At 65.7% G+C, this 23388-nt stretch carries 22 protein-coding genes; 8 read left to right on the top strand and 14 right to left on the bottom strand.

The features are described from left to right. Positions 1–35 precede the first annotated feature (35 nt). The 3 genes from EV645_RS39300 to EV645_RS39315 all read right to left on the bottom strand — a co-directional run bounded on the left by EV645_RS39300 (position 36) and on the right by EV645_RS39315 (position 5085). Complete coding sequence (locus EV645_RS39300) at positions 36–2198, bottom strand: CBM35 domain-containing protein (RefSeq protein ID WP_198682153.1); 2163 nt, start codon at positions 2196–2198, stop codon at positions 36–38. 355 nt (positions 2199–2553) lie between these two features. Continuing rightward, positions 2554–3558, bottom strand: coding sequence for a LacI family DNA-binding transcriptional regulator (locus EV645_RS39305; protein WP_130449951.1), 1005 nt, complete (start codon positions 3556–3558; stop codon positions 2554–2556). A 1197-nt stretch (positions 3559–4755) separates the two neighbouring features. After that, a complete protein-coding gene (locus EV645_RS39315) occupies positions 4756–5085 on the bottom strand; it encodes a type 1 periplasmic-binding domain-containing protein (protein WP_130449955.1) in 330 nt (109 codons plus the stop codon). A gap of 94 nt (positions 5086–5179) precedes the next feature. On the opposite strand from EV645_RS39315, the gene EV645_RS42065 reads away from it, so the two are divergent. Then, a complete protein-coding gene (locus tag EV645_RS42065; protein ID WP_157997262.1) occupies positions 5180–5545 on the top strand; it encodes an MBL fold metallo-hydrolase in 366 nt (121 codons plus the stop codon). Here EV645_RS42065 and EV645_RS39325 read toward each other — a convergent pair whose 3' ends face one another. The 5 genes from EV645_RS39325 to EV645_RS39345 form a co-directional block, all read right to left on the bottom strand. Next, entirely contained in the window at positions 5546–6961 is a 1416-nt protein-coding gene (locus EV645_RS39325) for a hypothetical protein (protein WP_130449959.1), read from the bottom strand. Between the two features lie 57 nt (positions 6962–7018). Beyond that, positions 7019–7912, bottom strand: a complete 894-nt coding sequence (locus tag EV645_RS39330; RefSeq protein WP_130449961.1) for a carbohydrate ABC transporter permease — start codon at positions 7910–7912, stop codon at positions 7019–7021. Next, positions 7905–8831 (bottom strand): carbohydrate ABC transporter permease, encoded by a 927-nt coding sequence (locus EV645_RS39335; protein ID WP_130449963.1) that lies wholly within the window; start codon positions 8829–8831, stop codon positions 7905–7907. The genes EV645_RS39330 and EV645_RS39335 overlap by 8 nt, the downstream gene beginning before the upstream one ends. Before the next feature lie 11 nt (positions 8832–8842). After that, positions 8843–10165: an ABC transporter substrate-binding protein gene (locus EV645_RS39340; protein ID WP_130449965.1), complete on the bottom strand. Its 1323-nt coding sequence runs from the start codon at positions 10163–10165 to the stop codon at positions 8843–8845. A gap of 403 nt (positions 10166–10568) precedes the next feature. Continuing rightward, a complete protein-coding gene (locus EV645_RS39345) occupies positions 10569–11324 on the bottom strand; it encodes a DeoR/GlpR family DNA-binding transcription regulator (RefSeq protein ID WP_130449967.1) in 756 nt (251 codons plus the stop codon). 156 nt (positions 11325–11480) lie between these two features. Between EV645_RS39345 and EV645_RS39350 the strand changes: the two genes are divergently transcribed. Genes EV645_RS39350 through EV645_RS39380 form a run of 7 tightly spaced genes read left to right on the top strand, consistent with a single transcriptional unit; the run spans position 11481 to position 18400 of the window. Further along, positions 11481–12806, top strand: a complete 1326-nt coding sequence (locus EV645_RS39350; RefSeq protein WP_157997263.1) for an ABC transporter substrate-binding protein — start codon at positions 11481–11483, stop codon at positions 12804–12806. Next, positions 12803–13747 (top strand): carbohydrate ABC transporter permease, encoded by a 945-nt coding sequence (locus EV645_RS39355; RefSeq protein WP_130449969.1) that lies wholly within the window; start codon positions 12803–12805, stop codon positions 13745–13747. Before EV645_RS39350 ends, EV645_RS39355 begins: the two co-directional genes overlap by 4 nt. After that, entirely contained in the window at positions 13744–14580 is an 837-nt protein-coding gene (locus EV645_RS39360; protein ID WP_130449970.1) for a carbohydrate ABC transporter permease, read from the top strand. Before EV645_RS39355 ends, EV645_RS39360 begins: the two co-directional genes overlap by 4 nt. A gap of 26 nt (positions 14581–14606) precedes the next feature. Next, positions 14607–15971: a family 4 glycosyl hydrolase gene (locus tag EV645_RS39365; RefSeq protein ID WP_198682154.1), complete on the top strand. Its 1365-nt coding sequence runs from the start codon at positions 14607–14609 to the stop codon at positions 15969–15971. After that, complete coding sequence (locus EV645_RS39370; protein ID WP_198682155.1) at positions 15968–17062, top strand: SIS domain-containing protein; 1095 nt, start codon at positions 15968–15970, stop codon at positions 17060–17062. Before EV645_RS39365 ends, EV645_RS39370 begins: the two co-directional genes overlap by 4 nt. Further along, positions 17059–18018: an N-acetylglucosamine kinase gene (locus tag EV645_RS39375; RefSeq protein ID WP_130449972.1), complete on the top strand. Its 960-nt coding sequence runs from the start codon at positions 17059–17061 to the stop codon at positions 18016–18018. The genes EV645_RS39370 and EV645_RS39375 overlap by 4 nt, the downstream gene beginning before the upstream one ends. Positions 18019–18028: 10 nt before the next feature. Then, a complete protein-coding gene (locus EV645_RS39380; RefSeq protein ID WP_130449973.1) occupies positions 18029–18400 on the top strand; it encodes a YybH family protein in 372 nt (123 codons plus the stop codon). Here the strand turns inward: EV645_RS39380 and EV645_RS39385 are convergent. The 6 genes from EV645_RS39385 to EV645_RS39410 all read right to left on the bottom strand — a co-directional run bounded on the left by EV645_RS39385 (position 18390) and on the right by EV645_RS39410 (position 23381). Beyond that, complete coding sequence (locus EV645_RS39385; protein ID WP_130449974.1) at positions 18390–18581, bottom strand: amidase family protein; 192 nt, start codon at positions 18579–18581, stop codon at positions 18390–18392. The genes EV645_RS39380 and EV645_RS39385 overlap by 11 nt on opposite strands. Positions 18582–19423: 842 nt before the next feature. Then, positions 19424–19855, bottom strand: coding sequence for a hypothetical protein (locus tag EV645_RS39390; RefSeq protein WP_130449975.1), 432 nt, complete (start codon positions 19853–19855; stop codon positions 19424–19426). Positions 19856–19946: 91 nt separating this feature from the next. Continuing rightward, positions 19947–20384, bottom strand: a complete 438-nt coding sequence (locus EV645_RS39395; RefSeq protein WP_130449976.1) for a hypothetical protein — start codon at positions 20382–20384, stop codon at positions 19947–19949. 9 nt (positions 20385–20393) lie between these two features. Continuing rightward, positions 20394–20975, bottom strand: coding sequence for an HdeD family acid-resistance protein (locus tag EV645_RS39400; RefSeq protein ID WP_130449978.1), 582 nt, complete (start codon positions 20973–20975; stop codon positions 20394–20396). A 26-nt stretch (positions 20976–21001) separates the two neighbouring features. Beyond that, the gene (locus tag EV645_RS39405; RefSeq protein WP_130449980.1) at positions 21002–22351 is read right to left on the bottom strand and encodes a M20/M25/M40 family metallo-hydrolase; all 1350 of its coding nucleotides are present in this window, start codon (positions 22349–22351) and stop codon (positions 21002–21004) included. 13 nt (positions 22352–22364) lie between these two features. Next, a complete protein-coding gene (locus EV645_RS39410; RefSeq protein WP_198682175.1) occupies positions 22365–23381 on the bottom strand; it encodes an anaerobic C4-dicarboxylate transporter family protein in 1017 nt (338 codons plus the stop codon). Positions 23382–23388: the final 7 nt, after the last annotated feature.

Below are 23388 nucleotides of genomic sequence, written 5' to 3' on the forward strand. Positions count from 1 at the left end.
CGACTTCTAGATGCGAGCGTTAATCGATCGATCGGCTACTGGGTGACCACCAGGTGGTCGAGGTTGAACCATCCGGCATCGCCGGACCCGTAGAGGACGCTGATCGTGTTGGAGCCGGCCAAGAGGTTCGCCGGGATGGTGGCGTCTCCCCAGGTGTTCCAGCTCCCGGTGAGGGGCAGTGGAATCTGCTGGGGAGCTCCACCGTTCACCGACACCGAAGCGCTCCGGGTTCCAGCCGGACCGTTAGGACCAGCTGCATAGCGAAGGTCGAGTGTGTAGGTACCCGCAGACGGGGCCATGATCCGCTGCATCACGCTCCCCCCGGGTGACGTGAAGCAGGCGACGAAGCCGGACCCCGTGTACCCCGGATGGTCAGTAGCCGGACACGCACCACCGGCGAGCGTCCCGTCCTCAGCCTCGCAGACATCACCGATCCCGCACTGCTGCAAAACGTCGAAGGAGTTCTGCACAGAGATGTCCCGCCCCTCGGACTTGGCGGCCGCGGTAGCCGTGAACCGATAGTTGCCTTTAGCAAGGTCGGCTGACGTGGTCACCGTGTACTGCGCAACGACGCTTCGTCCGGCGCCGAGCGCAGGAACGCTGGGGCAGGCAGCTGCGCGGGTGCCGCCACAGGTGATGGTGAACCCCGGGGCCGATTCGCCGGCCGCGGTGTAGACGGCAAGACCGGTCTGGACCTTGCGATCGACCTGGTCGCCGCCGTTGGTGAACGTGACCGGGACGGTGTAGGTGCTCCCGGCCTGAACTGCGCTCGGAGCCTCGAGCGAGAGCCCCTGCGGTTCGGACGAGGACAAGTAGATGCCGTACGCATCGTGCTTCGACTGGAAGTCGAAGGGCACGGCGATGGAATCGCCATTGACCTTAACGTCCTGGCTGAAGACAACCTGGCGCGCGAAGAGCGGGCCCTGGTCCGGGATCCGGTAGACGGTCGCGTGGACGACGCCCTTGCGCACGAGCCACGGCGTCGAGGACAAGCCTGTGAAGTTCACCGCCGTCGGCCCGACGTACGCGCCCTGGATGTCACCGATCAGCGCGACGGCTCGCTTCTCCGCGGGGTCCTCGGATGCCGAGATCGCGGTCGACCCGACTTGTTCAGAGGTGGAGACGAGCGTCCCGGTCAGGTCGGCGTAGGTTCGCATGGCCCACCAGTTGCCATTCGGCGCCCAGCCGGCTGGGGTCTTGGTAAGCAGGCCGGTCAGGTTCGGGATCGTGCAGCAGATCCAGTTTCCGCGCATGGCGTTGGCATAGTTCGACTGTGCGAGCCGGGCGTTGTACCAGGCAGTGTCGCCAGCGGTCTGCCGGTCTGCCGGTTGGTACTCGTTCGCCGAGAGCGGCCGCTGGGTGATCCCGTTCGCATCCAGCGCGTCGGCCAGCGACTGGCCCACCGTCACCGGGTCGTCGATGTCCCCTTCGTCGTGGTTGGTGATCTCGTCGGGGACGGTGCCAGCGGCCTTCGCATGGGCCAGGAAGGTCTGCCATTCTTCCGGACGCCGCTCAGGGGTGTATGCGAACGAAGGGCCGGCGATCGTTGCATGTGGGGCAAGGCGTCGGATCTCGCGGTAGGCGCTGTCCCACATCTGGAAGTACTGGTCCGTGTTCACCCCCGGCCTCCAGAAGATGCTGAGGTCCGGCTCGTTCCAGATCTCGTAGGTGAAGTCCTGACGAGATGCCTGCAGCTGGGTAACGGTCGCGTCGATGAAGCTGATCCAGTTGCTGCAGTCGCCGTTGGTGCACGGCCACAGGGTGCTCGCCGGCGCTCCGCCGGTCGAACCGAACACGTCGCTGAGCAGGACCTGGTACTCGAACTTGTGCCGTGGTGGCTGCTGCAACCGCTTCGCCTCGGCGATGACAGCGTCGATGTTGGCCTGCGTGGCCGCTCCGAACGTGAAATTGTCCTTGATCCAGCCGCCGGCATACCAACCACCGCTACGAAACGCGTTGAGCTTCAGCGGGTCGATGAATTGATCGGAGGGCTGTAACCCGTCCTGCGTAACGCCGTACAGGATGCCGAGGCCGACACCCGTAGACCGCTTCGTCTTTGCGGACAGGTCGACACTCAACTGCTTTGCGCCTGAGGCCTCGACAGCCGTCTCCGCCGACGCGGGCTTCTGGGTACTGACCAAGAGCGCGGCCGACAAGACAAGCGCGCCGAGGGTGGCGAGTCCCTTTCTACGGCGCACTCCGTTCGATAGATGTCCTTGACTGGATGACATGGTTCTCCTCTTTCGATGACGGACGTCACAGGCACACGCAGGCAAGGGAAGTCGCCCGGGGTGTGCGTGCTCGACGACGAGCCGACCATCACGACCGGGAGAGGCACTCGGTCGTAATTTCGGCCCTGTCGTCGTCGAATCGATTCGACGGACAGTTCGACGAACATAACTCGAATCGAGCCGGGCAACAAGAGGCTGACAACGTTGCGATTGCTCGCGGCAGGCAGGTCACTCGTCCGGCCGCAGGACTTGGCCAGCGCCGTCGGCGACACCATCACCTCAGGCGATCCGCAATGCGCTCGATACGGACGAGCGCGGCGACTCAGCGGGTGCTGCCGCGATCGACAATCTCGGCCGCCACGAGCCGCGTTCCGTGCGGGCCGGCATCGTCCCCATGGGCGATGCGCTGGGTCAGCTGCGTGATGGCGACCTTCCCCAGCAGCCCCGGCGAGGATTCGATCGCGGTGTAGGGCAGCGAGAACCACCGGGCGAAGTCTCGAGAGTAGAGGCTGACGACCGACAGATCGTCGGGTACTCGCACGCCCCGTTCGTGCAGCAAGCGCGGTAGCGCGGCGACCGACGCATCGTTGTGCATGATGAGCCCGGTAGCGTCCGGGCTCTCGTCGAGGATCTCGTGGAGGTTCGCGTCGATGGCCGGCTGCTGAGACTCCCCATAGCGGGCAGTCAACTTCAGGCCGATCTCAGAGGCGCGCTGAACGGCGGCGTCACGGAACCGCCAGGAGTAGGTGCCGCCTCGGTCGAAGACGTGCCGCGGCGGGGATACCAGTACGACGTCACGGTGGCCCAGCTCGACGAGGTGGTCGACGAGATTGCGTGCGGCGGCCACGAAGTCCAGGTCCACAACGTCCAAGCCGCGCGTGTCCCCGGGGAGTCCGACGAGGACGCCTGGCTGATGGGTGGCTCGCAGGGCGTCGACCCGCGGGTCGCCATCGATGACATCCAAGAGAATCAGGCCGTCGACCATTCCGGACTCGGCCGCTCGCGTGAGCGCTTCAGCTCCGTCATTCTCCGTCATCATCAAGATGTCGTAGCCGAGCGTGCGGGCGGTCTCGGTGATCGGCAGGATGTACTGCAGCATCGCCGGCGCGAACTCGTCCTCGTGGAACTGGACCAGCAACCCCAGCACGCCAGTCTGCGCTGTCCGCAAGGACCGTGCGCCGGCGTTCGGGGTGAACTTCAACTCCCTGATGGCATCGTCCACCCGGCGGCGAGTCTCCGGCGAAATCGACCGCTTCCCCGAGAGCGCATAGGAAACCGTGCTCCGGGAGACTCCCGCCACCCTCGCAACGTCACCGATGGTTGCCAATACGTTCTCTTCCTAGCGACACGACATGCGTAGGTTCACGGCTCCGACCGCCGTCCGACGTCGAGCACCGGCATTAGCCGTCGACAGTACTGCACCACACGTACCGCTGACAGTTGCCCACACCCAGCCCTCCTGAGGAAGGTCTGAGCGCTCGATGTGCGCATCCCATGTGCCTCTCTCTTAGTCTTCGCCAGAGTGCCCGTTACGCCGAACTTGCGCCCACACCGACGCTGGAGCGCAACACCTGGTCGAATCGATTCGATCCATTCTTGCATGACGAACTTACGTTCCGGGTACCAGACAGCACTCGTTCGGATCAGGGTTCGACGTCAACCCAGCCTTTGGAGAGCGCAAGCCGACCGGAGCGATGGGCGGTGCGCTGACCCACGACCCAGTGCTCAAGGTCATCGACAGATTGAGCGATGGATCGTCCCGTGGTGTCGAGCACGTATGTGTCCCACCGGCGATCGTCCTTGGTCCATGTCGACCATCGATCCCAGGCCATACCCGCCCAGCTACCGTCTATGATCACGCCAGGCCGGTAGCGAGGGTCTTCGGCGTGCCCACGGTGCCAAGCACCCCAACCGACGAAAGAGTCGAGGACTGCGGGTGGCCAGCGACCGTCGTCACGTCGATTGAGACGCCGCCGTCGCTCCTCGTCGGCGACGTGCACTAGACACACCGCGATGCCGTCGAGTCGGGGCGCTGAGGGCGAGGCCAAAATCTCCCCGAGCGGGGACTGCCCGGTCAAGACAACATCCAGCCCACGGTCTTGGTACTCCAAGGCTCGCCGAATCCACTGTTCTGTCGTCCGATTTCGCCAGCGCGTGTCCGCGTCGTCTGGTACGCCGATCTCGTCATGATCATGGACAGCCGCGCCCGCCACCCGGTCGCCCAGCGCGCGGGCCAGCGTCGTCTTACCCGAGCAACTCGAACCAGTCAGTATCAGCAACATCCGACCAACCCTGGCAGTCGAAGGCAGCCCGAGCCACTGATTTCGTAACCCCTGAATGCATCGCGGTTCAAACCTGTATGCGTCGTGCAGCGGCCTGCCTCCAGTGGACAGAGCCAGGATGCCGCTTGGATTGCCAGAGCGAACAGCCAGGCCCGCGTGCGTTGCCGTTCGAGCCCGAGCCGATCGATCCACGCTATGCAGAGAATCTCGACTTGGACCTCACTGTGATGATCGACGGGCTCTCAGGTGCTGGGTCGTGCTGTTGACTTTCGTACGATTAGGTCGATGGGCTGCTGTAGGACCTCGCGGATTTCTTCGTTGCGCGGTCGGGTCAGCAATAGTTCGACTGCCCGCGCGCCGAGACCGGTCAAGGACATCCGCACCATGTCAGCGGCCATGCCGGCCGCTCCACCGTCGGCCGTGTAGTCGCCGTGGGCAACGAATCCGGGATCGAGGCCGGCCTTGTTCATCGCAGCGATGTACCCGAGCCGACGTCGTTCAGCAGTGTCGCTGTCCGACGGACCACTCAAGAAAGCCAACCTGGTATGGCCGAGCTCCAACAGGTGGGACACCGCAACCTCGGTGACACACTCGTCATCGAATACGACGTACCGACGCTTGCCGGGACCGGCGGTTGGGCTGCCGGCCGGTGGTGATCAGCGGGTCGTGGGGCTGCGGCGGGAGGAGGTCGCCGTACCGGCCGTCGTCGGCGAGCCGCTTGCTGGTGACACATTCGGCCTGGAAGGCGAGCAGTTGGTCGCGATCGATCTGGGCCACACCGGCACCGACGGCACCTCGGCTCTGCACGTCCCGTCGATCGGCCTGGTCATCGCCGGTGACGTCGTCTACGACGAGGTCCACCTGTACCTCGCGGAGTCGGTTGCCGGCGGCATCGACCAGTGGCTGGCGGGGCTCGACGTACTCGAGCGACTACACCTGACTCGACGAGTACCCGAGCCGTCAAGATCAACCGACAAAGGCTCAGCGCGGCGGGCGTCAGCCCGCCGCGCCGAGACTCCACAGATCCGGTGATCAGAGCTTCCGGACCGCGTCACCCGCACCGGAGAGGTTGTCCAGGAACATTTCCGAGTACTTGCGGCTGAGCACGACCCCGTCGGCGCCGCCGCTGAAGGCGGCCGTGACCGCGTCGCGGACGCCGTCGGGAGAGCACCGGGTCAGGTTGTCGCCGGAGGTGAGGTCGTACTCCTCCTTCATCCCGACCGGGATGTCGATGTCGATGCCGGAGTAGATCTTCGTCTCAGTACCCTCGACGCCGGCCTTCGCGCGGGCCGTTTCCCGCCTGACGTAGTCCGCGCTGAAGCCGATCTGGGACAGATCGCTGAACTCGCCCTCGTCCAGGTTCAGAAGTTTGAGCATCAGCGGATAGACCTCGGCCGGAGTGGCGTCGGCGAACAACGTGCGGCAGATCTGGGTGACCCAGGTGAAGAAGCGAGGTCCGGCGCAGTTGTTGTAGATCACGACCTTGAGGAAGTCCGAGACCTTGGCGAGCTCCGCATAGTCCTGATCGGCCCGGTAGAAGGGGCTGAAGGAGATGTTGTGGTAGACGTGCCAGCCCACCTGGAGGTCCTGGTTGGACGCCTTGGCGACACCGTAGATGTCGGCGTACATCTGGCGCTGGCTCGAGGTCCAGAGGTTCTGCCAGGCCAGCACCTCGGGGTAACGCAGGAGAATCCGCCAGAACGAGGTGAACGCACCGTCAGGGTCCTTCTCCCCCGACGACGTCTTGTTGTTCCAGGCAAGCACCGCCTCCATTCCCTCGCGGGCCCGCTCGACGTTGATCCCCAGGTTCCGGCCGAGCTGCTGGCAGTGCGTACAGAAGCAGCCGAGCTCGCCCGCCTCGACCGGCTTCTGGATCGCGAGGTTCAGCGGACCCGGCCGCTCCGAGCACCACGCGATCCCGTCGAGGTCGTACGACTTCGCGTAGTCCTCGACGATGCTCAGGTGCCAGTTCCGGTAGTCGGGGTTGTTGAAACAGGTGTGCAGGGTCGGCCGGCCCCACAGGTCGACCTCGAGAATCTTCGGGAAGTTCGGGTAGTCGCGCAGAGCCTGGGAGTAGTTCGACTCCTCGATCCAGGCGTACGAGCCCATCCCGCGCTCCTTCGCCTTCGGGATCACGTCCTCGAGCATGTCGTACTCCGGATGCTCTGGCGCCCGGCCGATCGATCCGAGGACGGTGTTCCCGTAGAATTCAGGGTGAACCGTGGCGTAGTTTCCGCCGATCCAGTCGAGGTCGTACTCCTGGACGCCGTGATCGGGAATCGGGTGCCCGGGCAGCTGGCGTCCACCGGTGCCTCTCGTCCAGGTCGGAGTGGCCAGGAACAGCTGGTTCACCCCGCCCCGGTCGGCGAGGATGTCCAATACCTTGTCGGTTCCCTCGTCGATGAATGATGCGGCGCCGATCTGGATGGCCACGAACTTGTCTGACATCTGGATGCGTGCTCCTTGTCGAGTGGCAATTGAAGGGGTCCAAGTGATCCTGGACAGTCAGCCCTTGAAGCCGCTGCCGGTAACTCCTTGGATGAAATAGCGTTGAGCGAGGAAGAAGACGACGAAGACAGGTAGGACGGTCACTGTCGCACCCGCCATCAGCGGTCCGACCTGGGTGAAGAACTCGTTCTGGAACTGGGCCAGTCCGATCGGCAGGGTCTGCTTGTCCGGCGAGGTGAGGAAGATCAGCGGTCCGAACAGGTCGTTCCAGGAATCCAGGAAGGTGAACATCGCGACCGCGGCCAGCGCCGGCTTGGTCTGGGGCACCATGATCGTCAGAAAGGTCCGGAAGGTGGACGCACCGTCCACCTGCGCGGCTTCTTCCAAACCGGCCGGCAGACTCTTGAACGCCTGCCGCATCAGAAAGGTCCCGAAGACCGGAGTCAGCACCCTCGGCACCCACAGCGGGAACAACGTGTCGATCCAGCCGATTTTCTGGAACAGGATGTACTGCGGCAGCAGATAGATGATGTTCGGCACGATCGCCGTCACCAGCACGATCCCGAACAGGGCGTCGCGGCCTTTCCAGGTCAGCCGGGCAAACGCGTAGCCGGCCAGGGACGAGACGATCAAACCACCGACAACGTTGAGGACCGCCAGCTTCACGCTGTTGAGGAAGTAGACCGGCATGTTGCGGAGCACGGTCGTGTAATTGCCCCATTGCGGATGAGACAGAGCGAATCCCGGCGGGAAGTCCATCACGTGCTCTTCCGGGCGAAGTGACGCGTTGAGCATCCACAACGCCGGAGTCAGGAAGGACAACGCGAGCAAGAACAGGAAGATCATCAGGATGATCCGCCGCCCGTTGAACTTCCGCTTGCCGGGTGAGGGAGGTTTACGGTCCCCTCCATCCGCGAGGACTGGTCTGTCGTCGACCGCCAGGTCAGTCATAGAACACCCACTTCTTCTGCAGCTTCCACTGGATCCACGTCAGTACCGCGATGAGCGCGACGATCAGCCAGGCCATTGCCGCCGCGTAACCGAACTTGCCCTGCTGGAAAGCGACCTGCCACAGATAGAAGATGTAGACGCTGCTCGAGTAGCCCGGTCCGCCTTTGGTCAGGACATAGATCAGTCCGAACACTTGGAACGATGCGATGAACTGAGAAATGGTGACGAAGAAGATCTGGGGCGTCAGCAACGGCAAGGTGATGCGCCACAGCCGTGACCAGGCTGAGGCTCCGTCGATCCGCGCCGCCTCGTACATCTCCTCCGGAATTCCCTGCAGGCCGGCGAGCAGGATCATCATCGGATATCCGACGCCCTGCCAGGCACTGACGACCACCACTGCCGGGATCACCCAGGCGGAGTCGGCGAGCCAGGCCGGGCCGGTGACTCCGAGGTTCCGGAGGAACTGGTTGATCAGCCCGTTGGTCGGTCCGAAGATGTAGTACCAGACGAACCCGATCGCCACGACGTTCATCACGTACGGGGCGAAGAACGCCATCCGGAAGAACGCCGTACCCGGGATCTTCAGGTTCCCGAGCAGTGCCAGGACGAGCGCCAGGACGACCGTCGCCGGTACGCCCAGGACCGTGAAGACGATGGTGTTGCGGACCACCTGCAGGAAGATCGGGTCGTGCACGATCAGGTCGACGTAGTTGCGCCCGCCGACGAGCCGGGGCGAGTTGAACCCGTCCCAGCTCGTGAACGACGTGTACATCGACACGACGATCGGCGCAGCCTGAAAGGCCACGATGCCGAACACCAGCGGCAGTGCGAACAACCAGCCTTCGAGGGTGCGGCGTCGCCGCTTCCGCCGGAGCTCCGGCGGAACCTCAGCGCGTCGCACTGCTGTGTGAGTCGCCATGGGGTATGGCCTCAGCCCTGACCAAGGGCTTGCTCGACCTGCGGCCTCGCCCCCGACAGCACATCCTGAGCACTGCTCTTGCAGTTGTAGACCTGGTCGAGCGCCGGACGGTAGATCGCACGAGCGCCGAGGGTGTTGTTGGTCTTGCTCCCGGCTGTGAGGTGGTGGGCCGCCTCGGCCAACAGGTCGGCGTGCTTCGGCGCACCGGAGCTCGCCTTCGAGATCGCCTCGGCAGCTTGGTTGTTCACCGGGGTGAAGGAGCCACCCTTGCCCAAGATCTGGCCGGCCTCGGGACCGGCGAGATAGTTGAGCAGTTTGAAGGCGGCGTCGTGGTGCTTCGCCTTGGCCGGCACTGCGTAGCTCACCACGCTGGCTTCATTGGCCTGATCCGCGGTCCCGGCGGGCGGCGGCGCGATGTCCCAGTCGAAGCTCTTGATGGTCTGCCGCAGATAGGGCACTGACCCGGACTGCTCGAACAGCATCGCGGTCTTGCCTTGTGCGAACAGCTGGATGTCTGCGTTGTCCTGCAACAGATCCGCCCACGCCGGCTGGACGTGGTACTTGCAGGTCAGGTCCGCGACCCACTGGACGGTCTGGACCCCGACCGGGTCGGCCAGCGTGAACTTCTTGCCGTCGGCGCTGTAGACCCCGGTCGGGCTGCCGTTGTTGTGCGTGAACGTCTGCTCGTAGTTCGTCGCCGCGGTCACTGTGGCGCCGTACATCTTGGTGCCGTCGGTCATCTTCTGGGCGTCGGCCAGGAAGTCCGCCGTCGTCCACCCCTTGCTGCTCCACGTACCGGGCGGAAGCGGCAGTCCGGCCTTCTTGAAGGCATCGACGTTGTAGAACACGATCGTGGACTGGTAGCCGAGCTGCCACGAGGTCATTCGACCGTCCGACTGCTTACCGAAGTTGAACACCTGGGTGGCGTAGTCGGAATCCTTGAGCCCTGCAGACTTCACGTACGGCGCGAGGTCGAACAGCGAGCCGTTCTGCGTGAACTGCTGCACGTAGTCGTCGTTGATCCGGAAGATGTCCGGCGGGTTGCTGCTGGCCAACGAGGTGCGCATCTTTGCCTCGTAGTCGGATTCCGAGGGAACCGGGAGTACGTCGACCTTGATGTCGGGGTTCTCCTGCTCGAACTTGTGAATTGCCTCTTCGAGCGGCATGCCGGCGACGACCTGGTCGTTCATGAACGTGATCGTGACCTTGCCCCCGGCCGCGTCATCGGATCCCCCGCCTCCGCAGGCGGCGAGTGACATCGCGATCGTCCCGATCGTGACGAGGCCGGCGATCCGACGCCGCCGACGACGTATGCCTGATGGGTTGAAGCCCATTGATTCGACTCCTTTGTGACGGTGAACGGGGTGTCGCACGGCGGGGTGGCGGCCACCGGCCGATCAAGTGAGCACACTGCGCAGATATGCGCATGTTTCGCGCGAAGTTGATGCGAACGTAGCCGTATTGCCCATTTCTGGTCAAGGGATACGAATACATGAGCACTTAGATGAGCAAGTGCGCATCTCTGCGCACATCGCTACAGTGCTGCCGCGGGCACTCGGGGCTGGTCATGCTCGGTGGCGGTCGCGGAGTCGGAGTGCGTGGAGATCCCGGTTCGCGCACACGGGTTGCTACTGGATGCCGACGGCAACAAACAAGACGTGGCCTGGTGGGACGCGTACACCCTGTGCCCGGCGTACTGACCTTCGAGATGTTCCAACTCGTGGTGGCTGAGCGCAGCTAGACCGCGGTCACGCGAACGCCGGCCCGTTCCAGCGCTTCGAGTTGCTCGGGGCGGGCTCCGCGGTCGGTGACGACGTCTGTGACACCGGAGATCAGGCTGATCCGCGCGAACGTCACCCGGCCGATCTTGGAGCTGTCGGCAATCACCACACTGCGGCGGGCCCGGCGCAGAAAGGCCAGGTCGGTCTGCGCCTCCATCTCGTCGTACGTCGTGCAGCCCTCTTCCGGGGTCAGGCCGTCGACCCCGATGAAGGCGATGTCCAGGTGGTAGTTGGCAAGCATCGCCTCTGCCGCCGGACCGACCAGCTCGTACGACGAGCGCGCGATACCGCCGACGAGGACGAGCCGGATCCCGGCGTGGCCGACCAGTTCGGAGGCGATGTTGATCGCGTTCGTGACGACGGTGATCCCGCGTCGCTGGGCCAGGGCGCGGGACAGCTCGAGCGAGGTGGTGCCACCGGTCATGCCGACCACCGAACCCTCTTCGACGAACGCTGCGGCGGCGCGACCGATCGCGCGTTTCTCCGCCTGCCGCAGCGCGGCCTTGACCCGGGTCGGCACTTCGTCGCCGGCTTCGTTGGAGATCGCTCCGCCGTGGGTGCGCACCAGCAACTGGTTGCGGCTCAGCGTCTGCAGGTCGCGGCGAATGGTCGCCCCGGACACGCCGAGCGCGACGGCCAGGGCGGCGACGTCCACCGTGCCCTGCAGGCCTACCTGATCGAGGATCACGCTCAACCGCTCCGTCTTCCGCACGAACCGCACTGTACAAGATGCACATAAAGTGCGCACTCGCGCAAAAAGCTGCGCATGTATTCGAATGCCTTGACCGGAAGTTTTCTATCGAACTACTTTTCAATCATCATCGTGCGTGGAACTGCGCATTTGCGCACTCGATCCCCCGGAGCAACCATGTTGAGGAGTACCCGTACGGCGCTGCTGGCCGGTGTCACGAGTCTGGCCCTGGTCCTCGCGGGCTGCAGTGGATCGAACGACAAGAAGGCCAGTGGCGGATCGACGCAGACCAGCGGAGTGACCATCACCGTCGCGCTCGCCTCGGACGCTCCCCCGAAGGCAGCCCTGGACGCGTTCACCAAGGAAACGGGCATCACCGTCAACTGGGTGAACATCGACTGGGACAGCCTGCAGAGCAAGATCTCCGCCGCAGCCACGGCGAAGACCTACTTCGCCGACGCCACCAACGTCGACTGGTCCCGGGTCGGTCAGCTCGGCAAGCTCGGCTGGTACTACCCGATGGACTCCTACGTCGACACCAAGGCGATGGCGGCCGACGTACCGCAGCTCGCGTCCTTCACCGTCGACGGCCACGTGGTCGGCATCCCGTACGACGCCTCGTTCATGGTCACGACCGTCAACACCGAGCTGTTCCAGAAGGCCGGCGCCAACCCGGCTCCGCAGACGCTCGACGAGTACACCGCGGCACTCAAGGCCATCAAGGCCAAGGGCGTCGTCCAGTACCCGTTGAACATCCCGTTCGCCGCGGCGGAGGGCTTGTCGACGTACTGGTACGAGACGACCGGTGCGTTCGGAGGCTCGATCCTCGACAAGGACGGCAAGCCGCAGTTCACCAGCCCGGACTCGCCCGGTTACAAGGCGGCCCAGTGGATGGTCGACGCGCTGAAGTCCGGTCTCGTGCCGCCCGGCAACATCAACGTGACCGACTCGCAGGGCCAGCAGAACCTGATGGCCAAGGGCCAGGTCGCCAGTACGTTCTCGGACTACTCCGGCAACGTCGGCACGCTGTACAACGTCAAGAAGTCGTCCTCGGTCGTCGGCAAGGTCAAGTACCTCCGGACCCCGGGTGCCTCCGGACCGGCCGCGAACCTCAGCAACCCCGACGGCATCGGAATCCCCAAGCAGGCCAAGTACCCGGACGCCGCAGCCAAGTTCATCGAGTGGTTCACGGCGACCGAGCAGCAGGCCGACTTCGCCGGCGTGAACGGGCCGGAGAAGACCTTCCCGACGTACCCGATCCCGTCGCACCTGTCGGCGGTCAAGCAGATGACCGCCAAGGGCAACCTCGTCGGCGGTGAGGACCTCGTGCCGATGCTGCAAGGCTCGAAGCCCGTCTTCGAGGGCGGCGCACCGTCCTGGTACCCGAAGTTCTCCAACGCGGTCTACACCAACCTGCACGGCGCGGCGACCGGATCGATGTCGGTCGAGCAGGCCATCAAGACGATCGGCGACACGGCGGACCAGCTGGCGTCCGGGTCGTGACCGTGACCTCTTCGACCACCACACCGCGGCCGGCCGAGAGCAAGATCCCGGCCGGCCCGGCTCCGGTACGCCGTTCCCGCCCCGACCTGCTGCCCTATCTCCTGATCGCGCCGGTGATGATCTTCATCGCCTGCCTGGCCCTGGTGCCGGCCGTGTTCACCGTGGTGCAGTCGTTCTTCAAGGTGGACGCGCTGGACCCGCCGACCCGGTTCGACGGCTTCGGCAACTTCGTCAGGCTGGCCAAGGATCACGCGGTCGTCGGCAGCATCGGCAACACCGCGCTGTACGTCGTGATCGGTGTGACGCTATCGACGCTGATCGGGATCGGTGCGGCCGTCGTCCTGCAGAAGCCGTTCCGCGGCCGCAGCCTCGTGATCGCCGTCCTGATCCTGCCGTGGGCGATGCCAGGGGTGGTCGAGGGCATCCTCTGGACCGGCATCTTCGATCCGAACGCGGGCCTGATCAACAGCGTGCTGTCGTCACTGCATCTCAGCGACGGGGACGCGGTCCTCCTCGGCCAGAACCGGCTGCTCACGATCGCGCTGATCGAGCTCGTCCAGGTCTGGCAGATCGCGCCGCTCTCGGTGCTGCTGATCCTCGCCGTCCTGCAACTCATCCCGGGCGAGCTCTACGAGGCAGCCCAGATCGACGGTTGTACGCCGTGGTCGGCGTTCACCCGGATCACCTTGCCCCTGGCCCGGCCGGGGATCGCGGTCACCATGGTGCAAGCGGTGATTGCGACGCTCAACGTTTTCGACCAGCCGTACGTGCTGAACGGGGCGGCCAACACCGGCGCCTCGGTCACCATGCAGACGTACTTCATCAGCTTCCAGGATCTCGACTTCGGTCAGGGGTACGCGTTGTCCCTGTTGATCACCATCGTCACGCTGCTGATCTCGCTCGTCGTGGTCCGCCTCGTCTACCGCAGGGTCGAGCTGTGAAGCGTCGTACCGGCGCCGGCCGGAGCATCGGGGTCGCGCTCATCCTGATCTGGTCCCTCGGGCCGATCTACTGGGCGATCAAGACCAGCCTGCAGACCGAAGCCGACGCACGCGCCAAGCCGGCCCACTACCTGCCGACGAACCCGACCTTGCAGAACTACTCGGCCCTGCTGAGCGGCAACAGCGACATCGCGCCGCAGATCCGCCAGTCGGCGGTGAACATCGTGATCGAGTGCGGTGCCGCGACGATCGTGACCGTACTACTCGCCACGCTGGCGGGATACGCGTTCGCGCGGATGCGGTTCCGCGGCCGGAACGTGTTGTTCTACGCGGTTCTGGCGACGATGGCGTTCCCCGCGTACACCACGCTGATCCCCCTCTACCGGATCATGAGCACCTTCGGCCTGGTAAATACCTACACCGGCATCGTGCTGGTCTACGTCTCCGGCTTCGTACCGCTGGCGACCTGGATCCTGCACAACTACTTCGCCAGCCTGCCGGTCGGGATCGAGGAGGCCGGTCTCGTCGACGGCGCCCGTCGCCTCCAAGTGCTGTGGCATCTGCTGCTGCCGTTGGCGCGACCGGGCATCATCTCGACCGCTTTGATCACCTTCTTGTTCGCCTGGGGACAGTTCCTGTTCCCGCTCGTACTGTCCAGCGATCTGTCCACCCAGCCGCTGACCGTGGTCATCGCCGCACTGCAGGGACGGCACGTAGTCCCGTCGACCCTGCTCAACGCGGCCGGCGTACTAGCAATCGTCGTCCCGGCTGCGCTGGCGCTGGCGTTCAACCGCTACATCGTCAACGGCCTGCTGGCCGGCAGCACCAAGTGACAACTGACTTTCTGAAGGGGAAATCCGTGAGTGAGAAGTCCATCGTCCTGATCGGCGCGGGCAGCACGGTATTCACACCGGGGCTGATGACCGACCTCGCGTCCACCCGGACGTTCGATGGCTGGACCGTCCAGCTGGTCGACCTGAACGGCGAGGCCGCCGAGACCATGGCCCGGGTCGGCCGCAGGATCGCCGCCGAGCGAGGGGCCGAGCTCGAGTTCGTCCCGCACACCGACCGGCGCGAAGCGTTGCCCGGGGCCCGTTTCGTCACCACCACGATCGCTGTCGGTGCGGCCGCGGGCTGGCGGGCCGACGTCGAGGTACCCGCCAAGTACGGCATCGCCCAGACCGTCGGCGACAGCGTGGGGCCGGGCGGCGTACTGCGGGCCCTGCGGCACGTGCCCGAATTGGTGGCGATCGGCAACGATGTCGCCGACCTGGCGCCGGACGCCCAGCTGATCAACTACTCCAACCCATTGACCGCGAACGTCCGGGCGATCACCGCCGAGACGGGGCTCAAGGCCGTCGGCCTGTGCCACGGCACCATGCACACGCTCTCGAAACTGACCACCGACCTGGGCTACCGGCCGGGTGAATTGAAGGCCGTCTTCGCCGGGCTGAACCATCTCTGCTGGCTGCTCGACCTCCGCCGCGGCACCGAGGACGCGTATCCGCTGCTGCGGAAGTTCGTGGCCGGGCGCGCCGGCGGCATCGACGCGCCCTCGACCAGCGAGGAAGGCGTGCACCTGCCGGTGTCGGCCGACCTGATGCGGGCGTTCGGGCGCTATCCGGCGCCGGGCGACCGGCATGTCGCCGAGTTCTTCGGTGGGTATCTGCGAGCCGGGGACGGCAGCCCGGCCGACGAGGCAGACCTGCCCTGGGGCCTACAGGGCGGCCGGGACGCCACCATGCGGTACATCGGCCAGAAGGACGACCTCTGGGAGAACCTGCACGCCCAGGCCGACGGCAAGGCACCGCTCCCCCGGACCGACAACCAGGAGGCGGAGCGCCTGGTGGCGATCGCCGAGGCCATCGTTACCGGCAAGGACCATGTCGAGCTGGCGGTGAACCTGCCGAACGAGGGCAAGATCCCCAACCTGCCGTCGACTGCGGTCGTCGAGGTCCCGGCTGTGGTCGGCGCCGCCGGCATCATCGGCCTCGGGGTCGGCGCGCTACCGGACGGGATCGCCGCCGTGCTGGCCGCACGGGCGCCGCAGCAGGAGATCACCGTCCGCGCGGCGCTGACCGGCGACCGCTCGCTCGCGTTGCAGGCGTTGGTCCTGGACCCGCTCGTCGGGGGACTGACCGTCGCGACCGGCATCCTCGACGACGCGATCAAGGCCCACGGCCCGTTGCTGGATCGCTTTGCCGCGAACGAGGTCGCCGCGTGACCGTCACCTATCGAGAGGTCGTGCAGCAACCCTCCGTCTGGCGTGAGGCCGCTGCGATGCTGGCGGCCAGGTCGGACGAGGTCGCCGCGTTCCTGAAGCCGGTGCTCACCCAGCCGGACCTGCGGATCGTGCTGACCGGCGCCGGTACGTCGGCCTTCGTCGGCGAGGTGCTGGCCCCGGCACTCGCGCGGAAACTGAAGCGCCGGGTCGAGGCGATCGCGACCACCGACATCGTCTCGAACCCGCGGGAGATGTTCGCCGAGGACGTGCCGACACTGCTGGTCTCGTTCGCCCGTTCCGGCGACAGCCCGGAGAGCGTCGCCGCCACCGAACTGGCGGCGACCTGCCTGCGCTCGGTCCATCAGCTCGTCATCACCTGCAACGCGGACGGCCGGCTGGCGCGCGAACACCGAGCCGCTGCCTCGTCGCTCGTACTGTTGATGCCCTCGGCAACCAATGACCGGGGTTTCGCGATGACGTCGAGCTTTACCTCGATGCTGTTCACCGCCTGGCTGGTGCTCGTCCCGGACGAGGACATCCAGCTGACCGACCAGCTCGCCACCGCGGCCGAGCAGGTCCTCACCCGCGCGGACGACCTGGCGCCGTACGCCGATCGTCGCTACGAACGGATCGTCTACCTCGGCAGCGGCGCTCTCGGCGGCCTGGCCCGCGAGTCGGCGCTGAAGCTCCTCGAACTCACCGCAGGCAAGGTGATCAGCTACTTCGACACCCCACTCGGCTTCCGGCACGGACCGAAGGCCGTCCTCGGGGAGCGGACCCTCGCGGTCGTCTACCTGTCCAACGACCCGTACACCAGGCAGTACGACGAGGATATCGCGGCCGAACTCCGGACCGCGATCGGCCCGGAGAACGTGCTGGTCATCGACGGGCAATCCTCCGACGGCGCGTGGCACGTCGACGGTGTGGACGCTGTGGACGACGCCCTTCTTGCGCTGCCGTACGTCGTGATCGCTCAGCTACTCGCGTTGCGCTTCTCGGTAGCGCTCGGCCGGACGCCGGACAACCCGTTCCCCGACGGCGAGGTCAACCGCGTCGTCCAGGGCGTCAGCATCCACCCGCTCGAACCATGACCACCTACCTCGGTGTCGACGGCGGCGGTTCAGGTACGGCGCTCTGCCTCGTCAGCGCCGCAGGCGAGGTGATCGCCGAGGCGGACGCGCCGAGCTGCTACTACCTCGGCAGAAGCTCCGGCGAAGGAGTCGAGCTGGTCGAGCGGGTGCTGGTCGAGGCCGTGGCTCACGTCTGCGCGCTGGCCGGCATCCGGCCCGCCGACATCACCTACGCGTTCTTCGGACTACCGGCGTACGGAGAAGTGAGCGCCGACGTGCCCACGCTCGACGCGGCGCCACGGTCCGCGCTCGGGCACGACCGGTACCGCTGTGACAACGACATGGTCTGCGGCTGGGCCGGTTCACTCGCCCTGGCCGACGGCATCAACGTGATCAGCGGCACCGGCTCGATGACGTACGGCCGCTGCGGCGACACCGGGATCCGTGTCGGCGGCTGGGGCGAACTCTTCAGCGACGAAGGATCCGGCTACTGGATCGGGATCCGCGGCCTGCAAGCCTTCTCCCAGATGAGCGACGGCCGCCTCCCGCCCGGCCCACTCCTCGACGTACTCCGCGAACACCTCGGCCTCACCTCCGACCTGGACCTCGTCGACATCGTCCTCAACCGCTGGCACGGAAGCCGCCGAGCCATCGCCGCCCTCTCCCGCCCGACCGTCCACGCGGCCACCCTCGGAGACCCAGCCGCGCTGCGCATCATCGACAAAGCCGCCACCGAGCTGGTCCGCCTGGTAGAAACCACCCGCACCCGCCTCGCCTTCCCCCCGGCAATCCCAGTCCCCGTCTCCTACTCGGGCGGCGTCCTCACCGCACCAGAAGTCCTCCGCGTCTTCACACACCACCTCGCAGCCCAAGACCATCCCTACGACCTCCGCACCCCCATCCACACCCCAGCAATCGGCGCAGCCCACTACGCCGCATCCCTGTCCGGCGCTAATCCGTCGGGTGTCGGCCGGTAGGGTGAGCTCCGTGGATATTGCAGCGGCTGAGAAGTTCGCTCAGCAATGGGTAGAGGCATGGAACGCGCACGATCTCGAAGCGGTGCTTTCGCACTTCACCGAAGATGCGGAGTTCTCCTCTCCGGTCGCAGCACGGCTACTTCCGGAGACGCAGGGCGTCCTTCGCGGCAAGCAGGCGATCCGCGGTTACTGGGCGCTCGGGCTGGAGAAGATCCCCGACCTGCACTTCGAGGTCATTCACGTCTACACCGGACTCAGCACAATCGTGATCAACTACCGCAACCACACCGGGGCCCTCGTCAACGAGGTCCTGCAACTGAACAACCACGGCCTGGTCGAGCGCGGTGCCGGCACGTACCTTGCCGACGAGCTCAGGGGCTGACGACAGCCTCCTGCAGGTCCGGCCAGAAGCGACCAGCGCGTTCCTCGATCCGGTCGGCCGCATCGAGCAGTAGGTGGTCGCTGTAGCGACCGCCGAAGAGCTGGACGCCCGTCGGGAGTCCATCAGCAACACCGGTCGGGACAGAAACCGCCGGCAGCCCGAGCACCGGGATCGCGATCATCGGCCACTGGGCAGCGGTCAGCGCTCCGACCTCGTCGACCCCGCGGGTGTCGCGATCCTGCCTGAAGGCGGGCTAGGCCGACGAGGGCGTGAGGACGATCGGATAGTCGCGCAGGATCTCAGCCTGAGACAGAACGCCCTGCAATAAGGCTATTTGAGCTCAGCTGATGTCTTCCCCAGCAGTCTGCGGGCGACAATCAGTTGCTGGATTTGTTGGGTGCCTTCGAAGATGTCGAGGATCTTCCTGGTACATGCGGGGGGAGATCGGACCTGCCTGCCGATATACCGTCTGACCTGCGGTTTCGATACTCATTGCCACGCGTCGATGACCGATGCTTGTCAGGCTTCCACGGAGCAGTGACGGAGCAGGCGGGAGACCGAACTGTCGACGAATGCCAAGCGATGGACGCAGGCATCATGGCAGCCGGGAGTGGTCCGGCAGCCGCCTGGACGCGACATCCCATCCACGAAGATTCCCAGCCGGCACAACCCGTCGCCGGGCCCTCGCGCCCAGCCGTCCCCATTGGTCCGCCGCCACTCCAAAATCAAGCCCGGCCAGGGGCCGCGCTCCGATGCAGTGGCAAGCACCCAACAGTGCCGCCTCCGCAGATCCGGAAGCGGCTGCCTCGGGTAGCGTCGGTTGGTCCCCATGAGAACAGAATAGAACATAGGTTCGATTATGCGGACAAGTGCCCGCCGGACTTCTGGACTCCACCCTGATATGCGGCGAAGGGCCCAGCGGCGCGTGTGGGGTGGCGCCAGGCTTGGACCCTCCGGGGAAGACCAGGCTATTGCGGAGCTTGCTGTCTCGCTACCCCTGCGTGAAGCATTTCTTACTGGTAGTCAGCGACACAATGCCTTCCAGGACCACTGCCTCGATGGCCCGACTTGTGCCGCGACATCTCCGCGCGCGGATGGTGTGCAGCACAACGCTCCGGCGGCCGCTCCAGCAGATCCCCCCGAGATGGCGAACCCGTCCCGCTCGACACCCTGCAGGAACGCAACCAGCCGCCGTCCCGGACCATCGTCCGCCACCGCAGTCCGGTACTGCTCGATCTGCACCCGCGGCGCGTACCACCACGCCAGGCCAACGTCGAGTCCGGCAAGGTCCATCCGCACTCCCAGCTGGATGTTCCGAGCCAGCCGCACAATCGCCTGCTGCCATTGCGTGCCACGCATCCAGCAGTACATCGCCGTACCCCAGACCGAGAAATCCTTGTACTCCGGGTCTGCGTTCAGCGACCCGACAGCACGTCGAAAGCACTCCGCTGCCACCCGTCGACCCCACAGTCACACCAGGCAGCTTAGCCAGCACTCGCGGTGGGCGGAGGCCGTTGTTGGGGGCAACGGCCTCCGCGAGGTGGGGTCAGTTGTGCTGGGCGGCCCGGGCGGTGAGGTCGTTGGCGTAGGCGCGGGCGTCCAGGGCGTCGAAAATTGACAGGCGGGCGTTGTCGGTGGCCCAGGAGGCCAGGTCGATGGCGGCTGCGGCGTCGGATTCGGCCCAGTCGGCGTCGGTGCTGGCCGCCTCGGCGTCGTGTTCGCGGCGGCGTTGGTCCACCTTGGCCTTCAGGTCGGCGACCTTGGCGGAGGCGTCGGTCATGACCTGGGTCCATTTGCTGTCGAGCTGGTCAGCTGCCTTGTCCATCCGCTGCTGTCCCTTGTCGACCGCCGACTGCACGTTCTGCTGGTGCTTGTCGATGCGCGCCTCAAGTTGCTCGTGGTCCTCCGTGGCGGCCTGCCGGACCTCCTTCACGGCGCCGTCGACGCGCTGCTGCAGTTCTTGCAGTTTCTCGGTGTAGTTCATGATTCTCTCCTAACTTGGATCCGGAACGGCCTCGGCGGTACGCCGGGTCGCGCGTTGCAGGTCGTGTCCGTCGCGGGCGACGACAAGCGAGCTGATGCCGAAGAAGATGCTGTACAGGCCGAAGACGGTCGCCAGCGACAGCGCTCCGAGATCAGGCCGGATGAACAGCGCCACGCCGAAAACGATCGAGATCAGCCCACTCAGAATCAGCCAGGCACGCTCCCCGGCCCGACGACCGCTGGTGAACACCATTGCGATCTCGACCAGGCCGGTGAACAACGCCCACCAGCCCACGATCAGCGTCAGGACCGTTGCCGTAGGCCCCGGCCAGACCAACGCGATCACGCCGGCCGCGAGCGACAGCAGCGAGAGCAGCAGATTGCCGACGACTCCTCCGGCCCCGCCGCTGGTGAAGGCGCGGACCGCATCCATGCCGGCCGCTATGAAGGCATACACGGCGAACAGGATGACGAATGCGCCAACAGTGATGTGAGGCCAGACGACCGACACGACGCCGATCGCGATAGCCAGCAGCCCGCGCCAGACCAGCGCCTTGGACACGGCCCCGACCACACTTCCCTTCGTGTTCATGACTGAGCTCCTTACTCCAATCGGTCCTACGGTTTGTGAGCGGCCAGGTCCTGGAGGAGGAACACCTGGGCCAACGTCATCGCCTCGATCTCGCTCGGGTCGACGCTCTCGTCCGAGGCGTGAATCCGAGCCTGCGCCGTGTCCTCCGCTCCCCAGAGGATGAACTCGGCGTTCGGAGCGGCATGTTGCAACGTCTGGAGCAACGGGATCGAGCCCCCGGACCCGGCTTCCCCAGCCGGCGAGCCGTAGGCATCCGCCAACGCCTGACGAGCAGCGGCGTACCCAGGCCCGTCGGTCGCGGCCCGGAACGGGGCCGCTTCCTTCGTGCGTTCCACCGTGACCTCGGCGCCCCACGGCGCGTGCGACTCGAGGTGCCGCACCAGCGCGTCCAGCTCCGCCCTGGGAGACGAGCCGGGGACGATCCGCATCGACAGCTTCGCTCGTACTTCGGGGATCAGCACGTTGGACGATCCGTCGACCGAGGTCATGTCGAGCCCGATCACGTTGATCGACGGCCTCGACCACAGGCGGGACCCGATCGTGCCCGTCCCGATCATGCGTACGCCGTCCACGAGGTCGGCACCGGCGCGGAGGTCCGCTTCGGAGAAGTCCAACCCGTCCCAGTCGGACCCGGACACGCCCTCCACCGCAACGTTGCCGTCGGCATCATGCAAGGTGGCCAGCAGCTGAGCCAACGCCATGAGAGCGTCCGGGACCGGTCCGCCGAACACCCCCGAATGAAGCGAGTGCTCGAGGGTCCGCACCGTCACCATGCAGGCCACATCACCCCGAAGCGTCGTGGTCAGCGTCGGCTCCCCCACCTTCAGATTGCCCATGTCCGCGACCACGAACACGTCGCACTGGAAGAGCTCCGGGTGCGCCGCGACGAACGCCTCGAGATTCGAGTTCGTCTCCTCCATCCCCTCGACGATCAGCTTGACGTGACAAGGCGGCGTACCGTCGAAGGCCTTCATCGTTCCGGCGTGAATGACCAAGCCGCTCTTGTCGTCGGAGATCCCTCGTCCGTACAACCTCCCGTCGTCCTTGCGCGTCGGCGTCCACGGGTCCGACGTCCAGTTCTGTTCGGGAGGGGCAGGCTGTACGTCGTAATGCGCGTACAGCATCACTGTCGGCGAACCTTCCGGCCCGTCGACCGTCGCGTAGACCGGCGGATACCCGTCCGGCACCTCCTGCAGCGCCGCATTGCGGAAGCCCGCTGCGCGCATCACCTCCACGGTCTTCGCCGCCATCTGATGGACCGGCTCAGCGGGGTAGCCGGGGAACGCGATCGAAGCCAGCCTGGTGAATCCCTCGAGGTCTGCGAGCAGCTCCGGCATCATCTTGGCGACCCTGTTCCGTACGTCGTCGCGGTTCATGGCTGGATCCTCCTTAGTACGCAAGGCTTGCGATCAGTAGTCCGACGAGCACCACGGAGATCCACGACACCAGCATCGGGATCGTGAACGAGTGCCAGATCGGCACCTTGGACAGCCGCGTCGTACCGGTCTTGTCGATGTTCACCGCGGCGATCTGTGACCCGTTCGCCGGGAACAGCCAGACGCCGACCAACGACGGCCACATCGCCGTGATCGTTGCCGGCGACAACGAGGCGAGCGCGATCGGCACGATGGTCCGGGTCGTGGCCGACTGACTGGTCGTCAGGCCCGCGACCAGGAAGATCGCCACGGCAAGGAACCAGGAATGGTCCTTGACGATATCGGCGAGCGGGTTGACCACGGTCTCCTGGTTGTTCACCAGGAACGTGTCCGCCATCCAGGCGATACCGAACAGGGCGATCGCCGCAACCAGCCCGGACTCCATCAGCGGTTCCTTGACGACATCACCCGGCGGGACCCGGTTCCACAGCAGGTTCACCAGTGCAGCGGTGAACATCACCACCTCGATCACGATGGTCATGCTGAGCGGCCCGGACACCTTGGCCACGGTCACGGTCGGCCGGAGCTCGTCGAACAGGCCCAGGATCACGATCACCACGACCGCAGCCAGGAACACGTACGCGCTGCGGGCGGCCGTCTTCGGAAGTGACCGGTGCTGGTCGGCACCCACCTCGGCAGGCGGCGGGACGAGACCCTCCTTGAGCCGGGCCTGGTACTGCGGGTCATCGGCCAGGTTCTTGCCGATCCGGTTCTGGACGAGCGACGTCACCACACACGCGACGATCGAGGCCGGGATCGTGATCTTGAGGATGTCCGCCAGCGTGAAGTCGTCCGGAAGCAGAGTCAGGTACGCCGCCATCGCCGCCGACACCGGACTCGCCGTGATCCCGAGCGCCGACGTCACCGTCGACGCCGCCAACGGCCGCTCCGGCCGGACCCCGTTGCGGTACGACGTCTCGTAGATCACCGGGATCAGCGCGAAGAAGATGTTCGACGTACCGGCGCCCAGCGTGAAG

Source organism: Kribbella rubisoli (genome assembly GCF_004217145.1).
In the GTDB taxonomy this organism is placed as follows: domain Bacteria; phylum Actinomycetota; class Actinomycetes; order Propionibacteriales; family Kribbellaceae; genus Kribbella; species Kribbella rubisoli.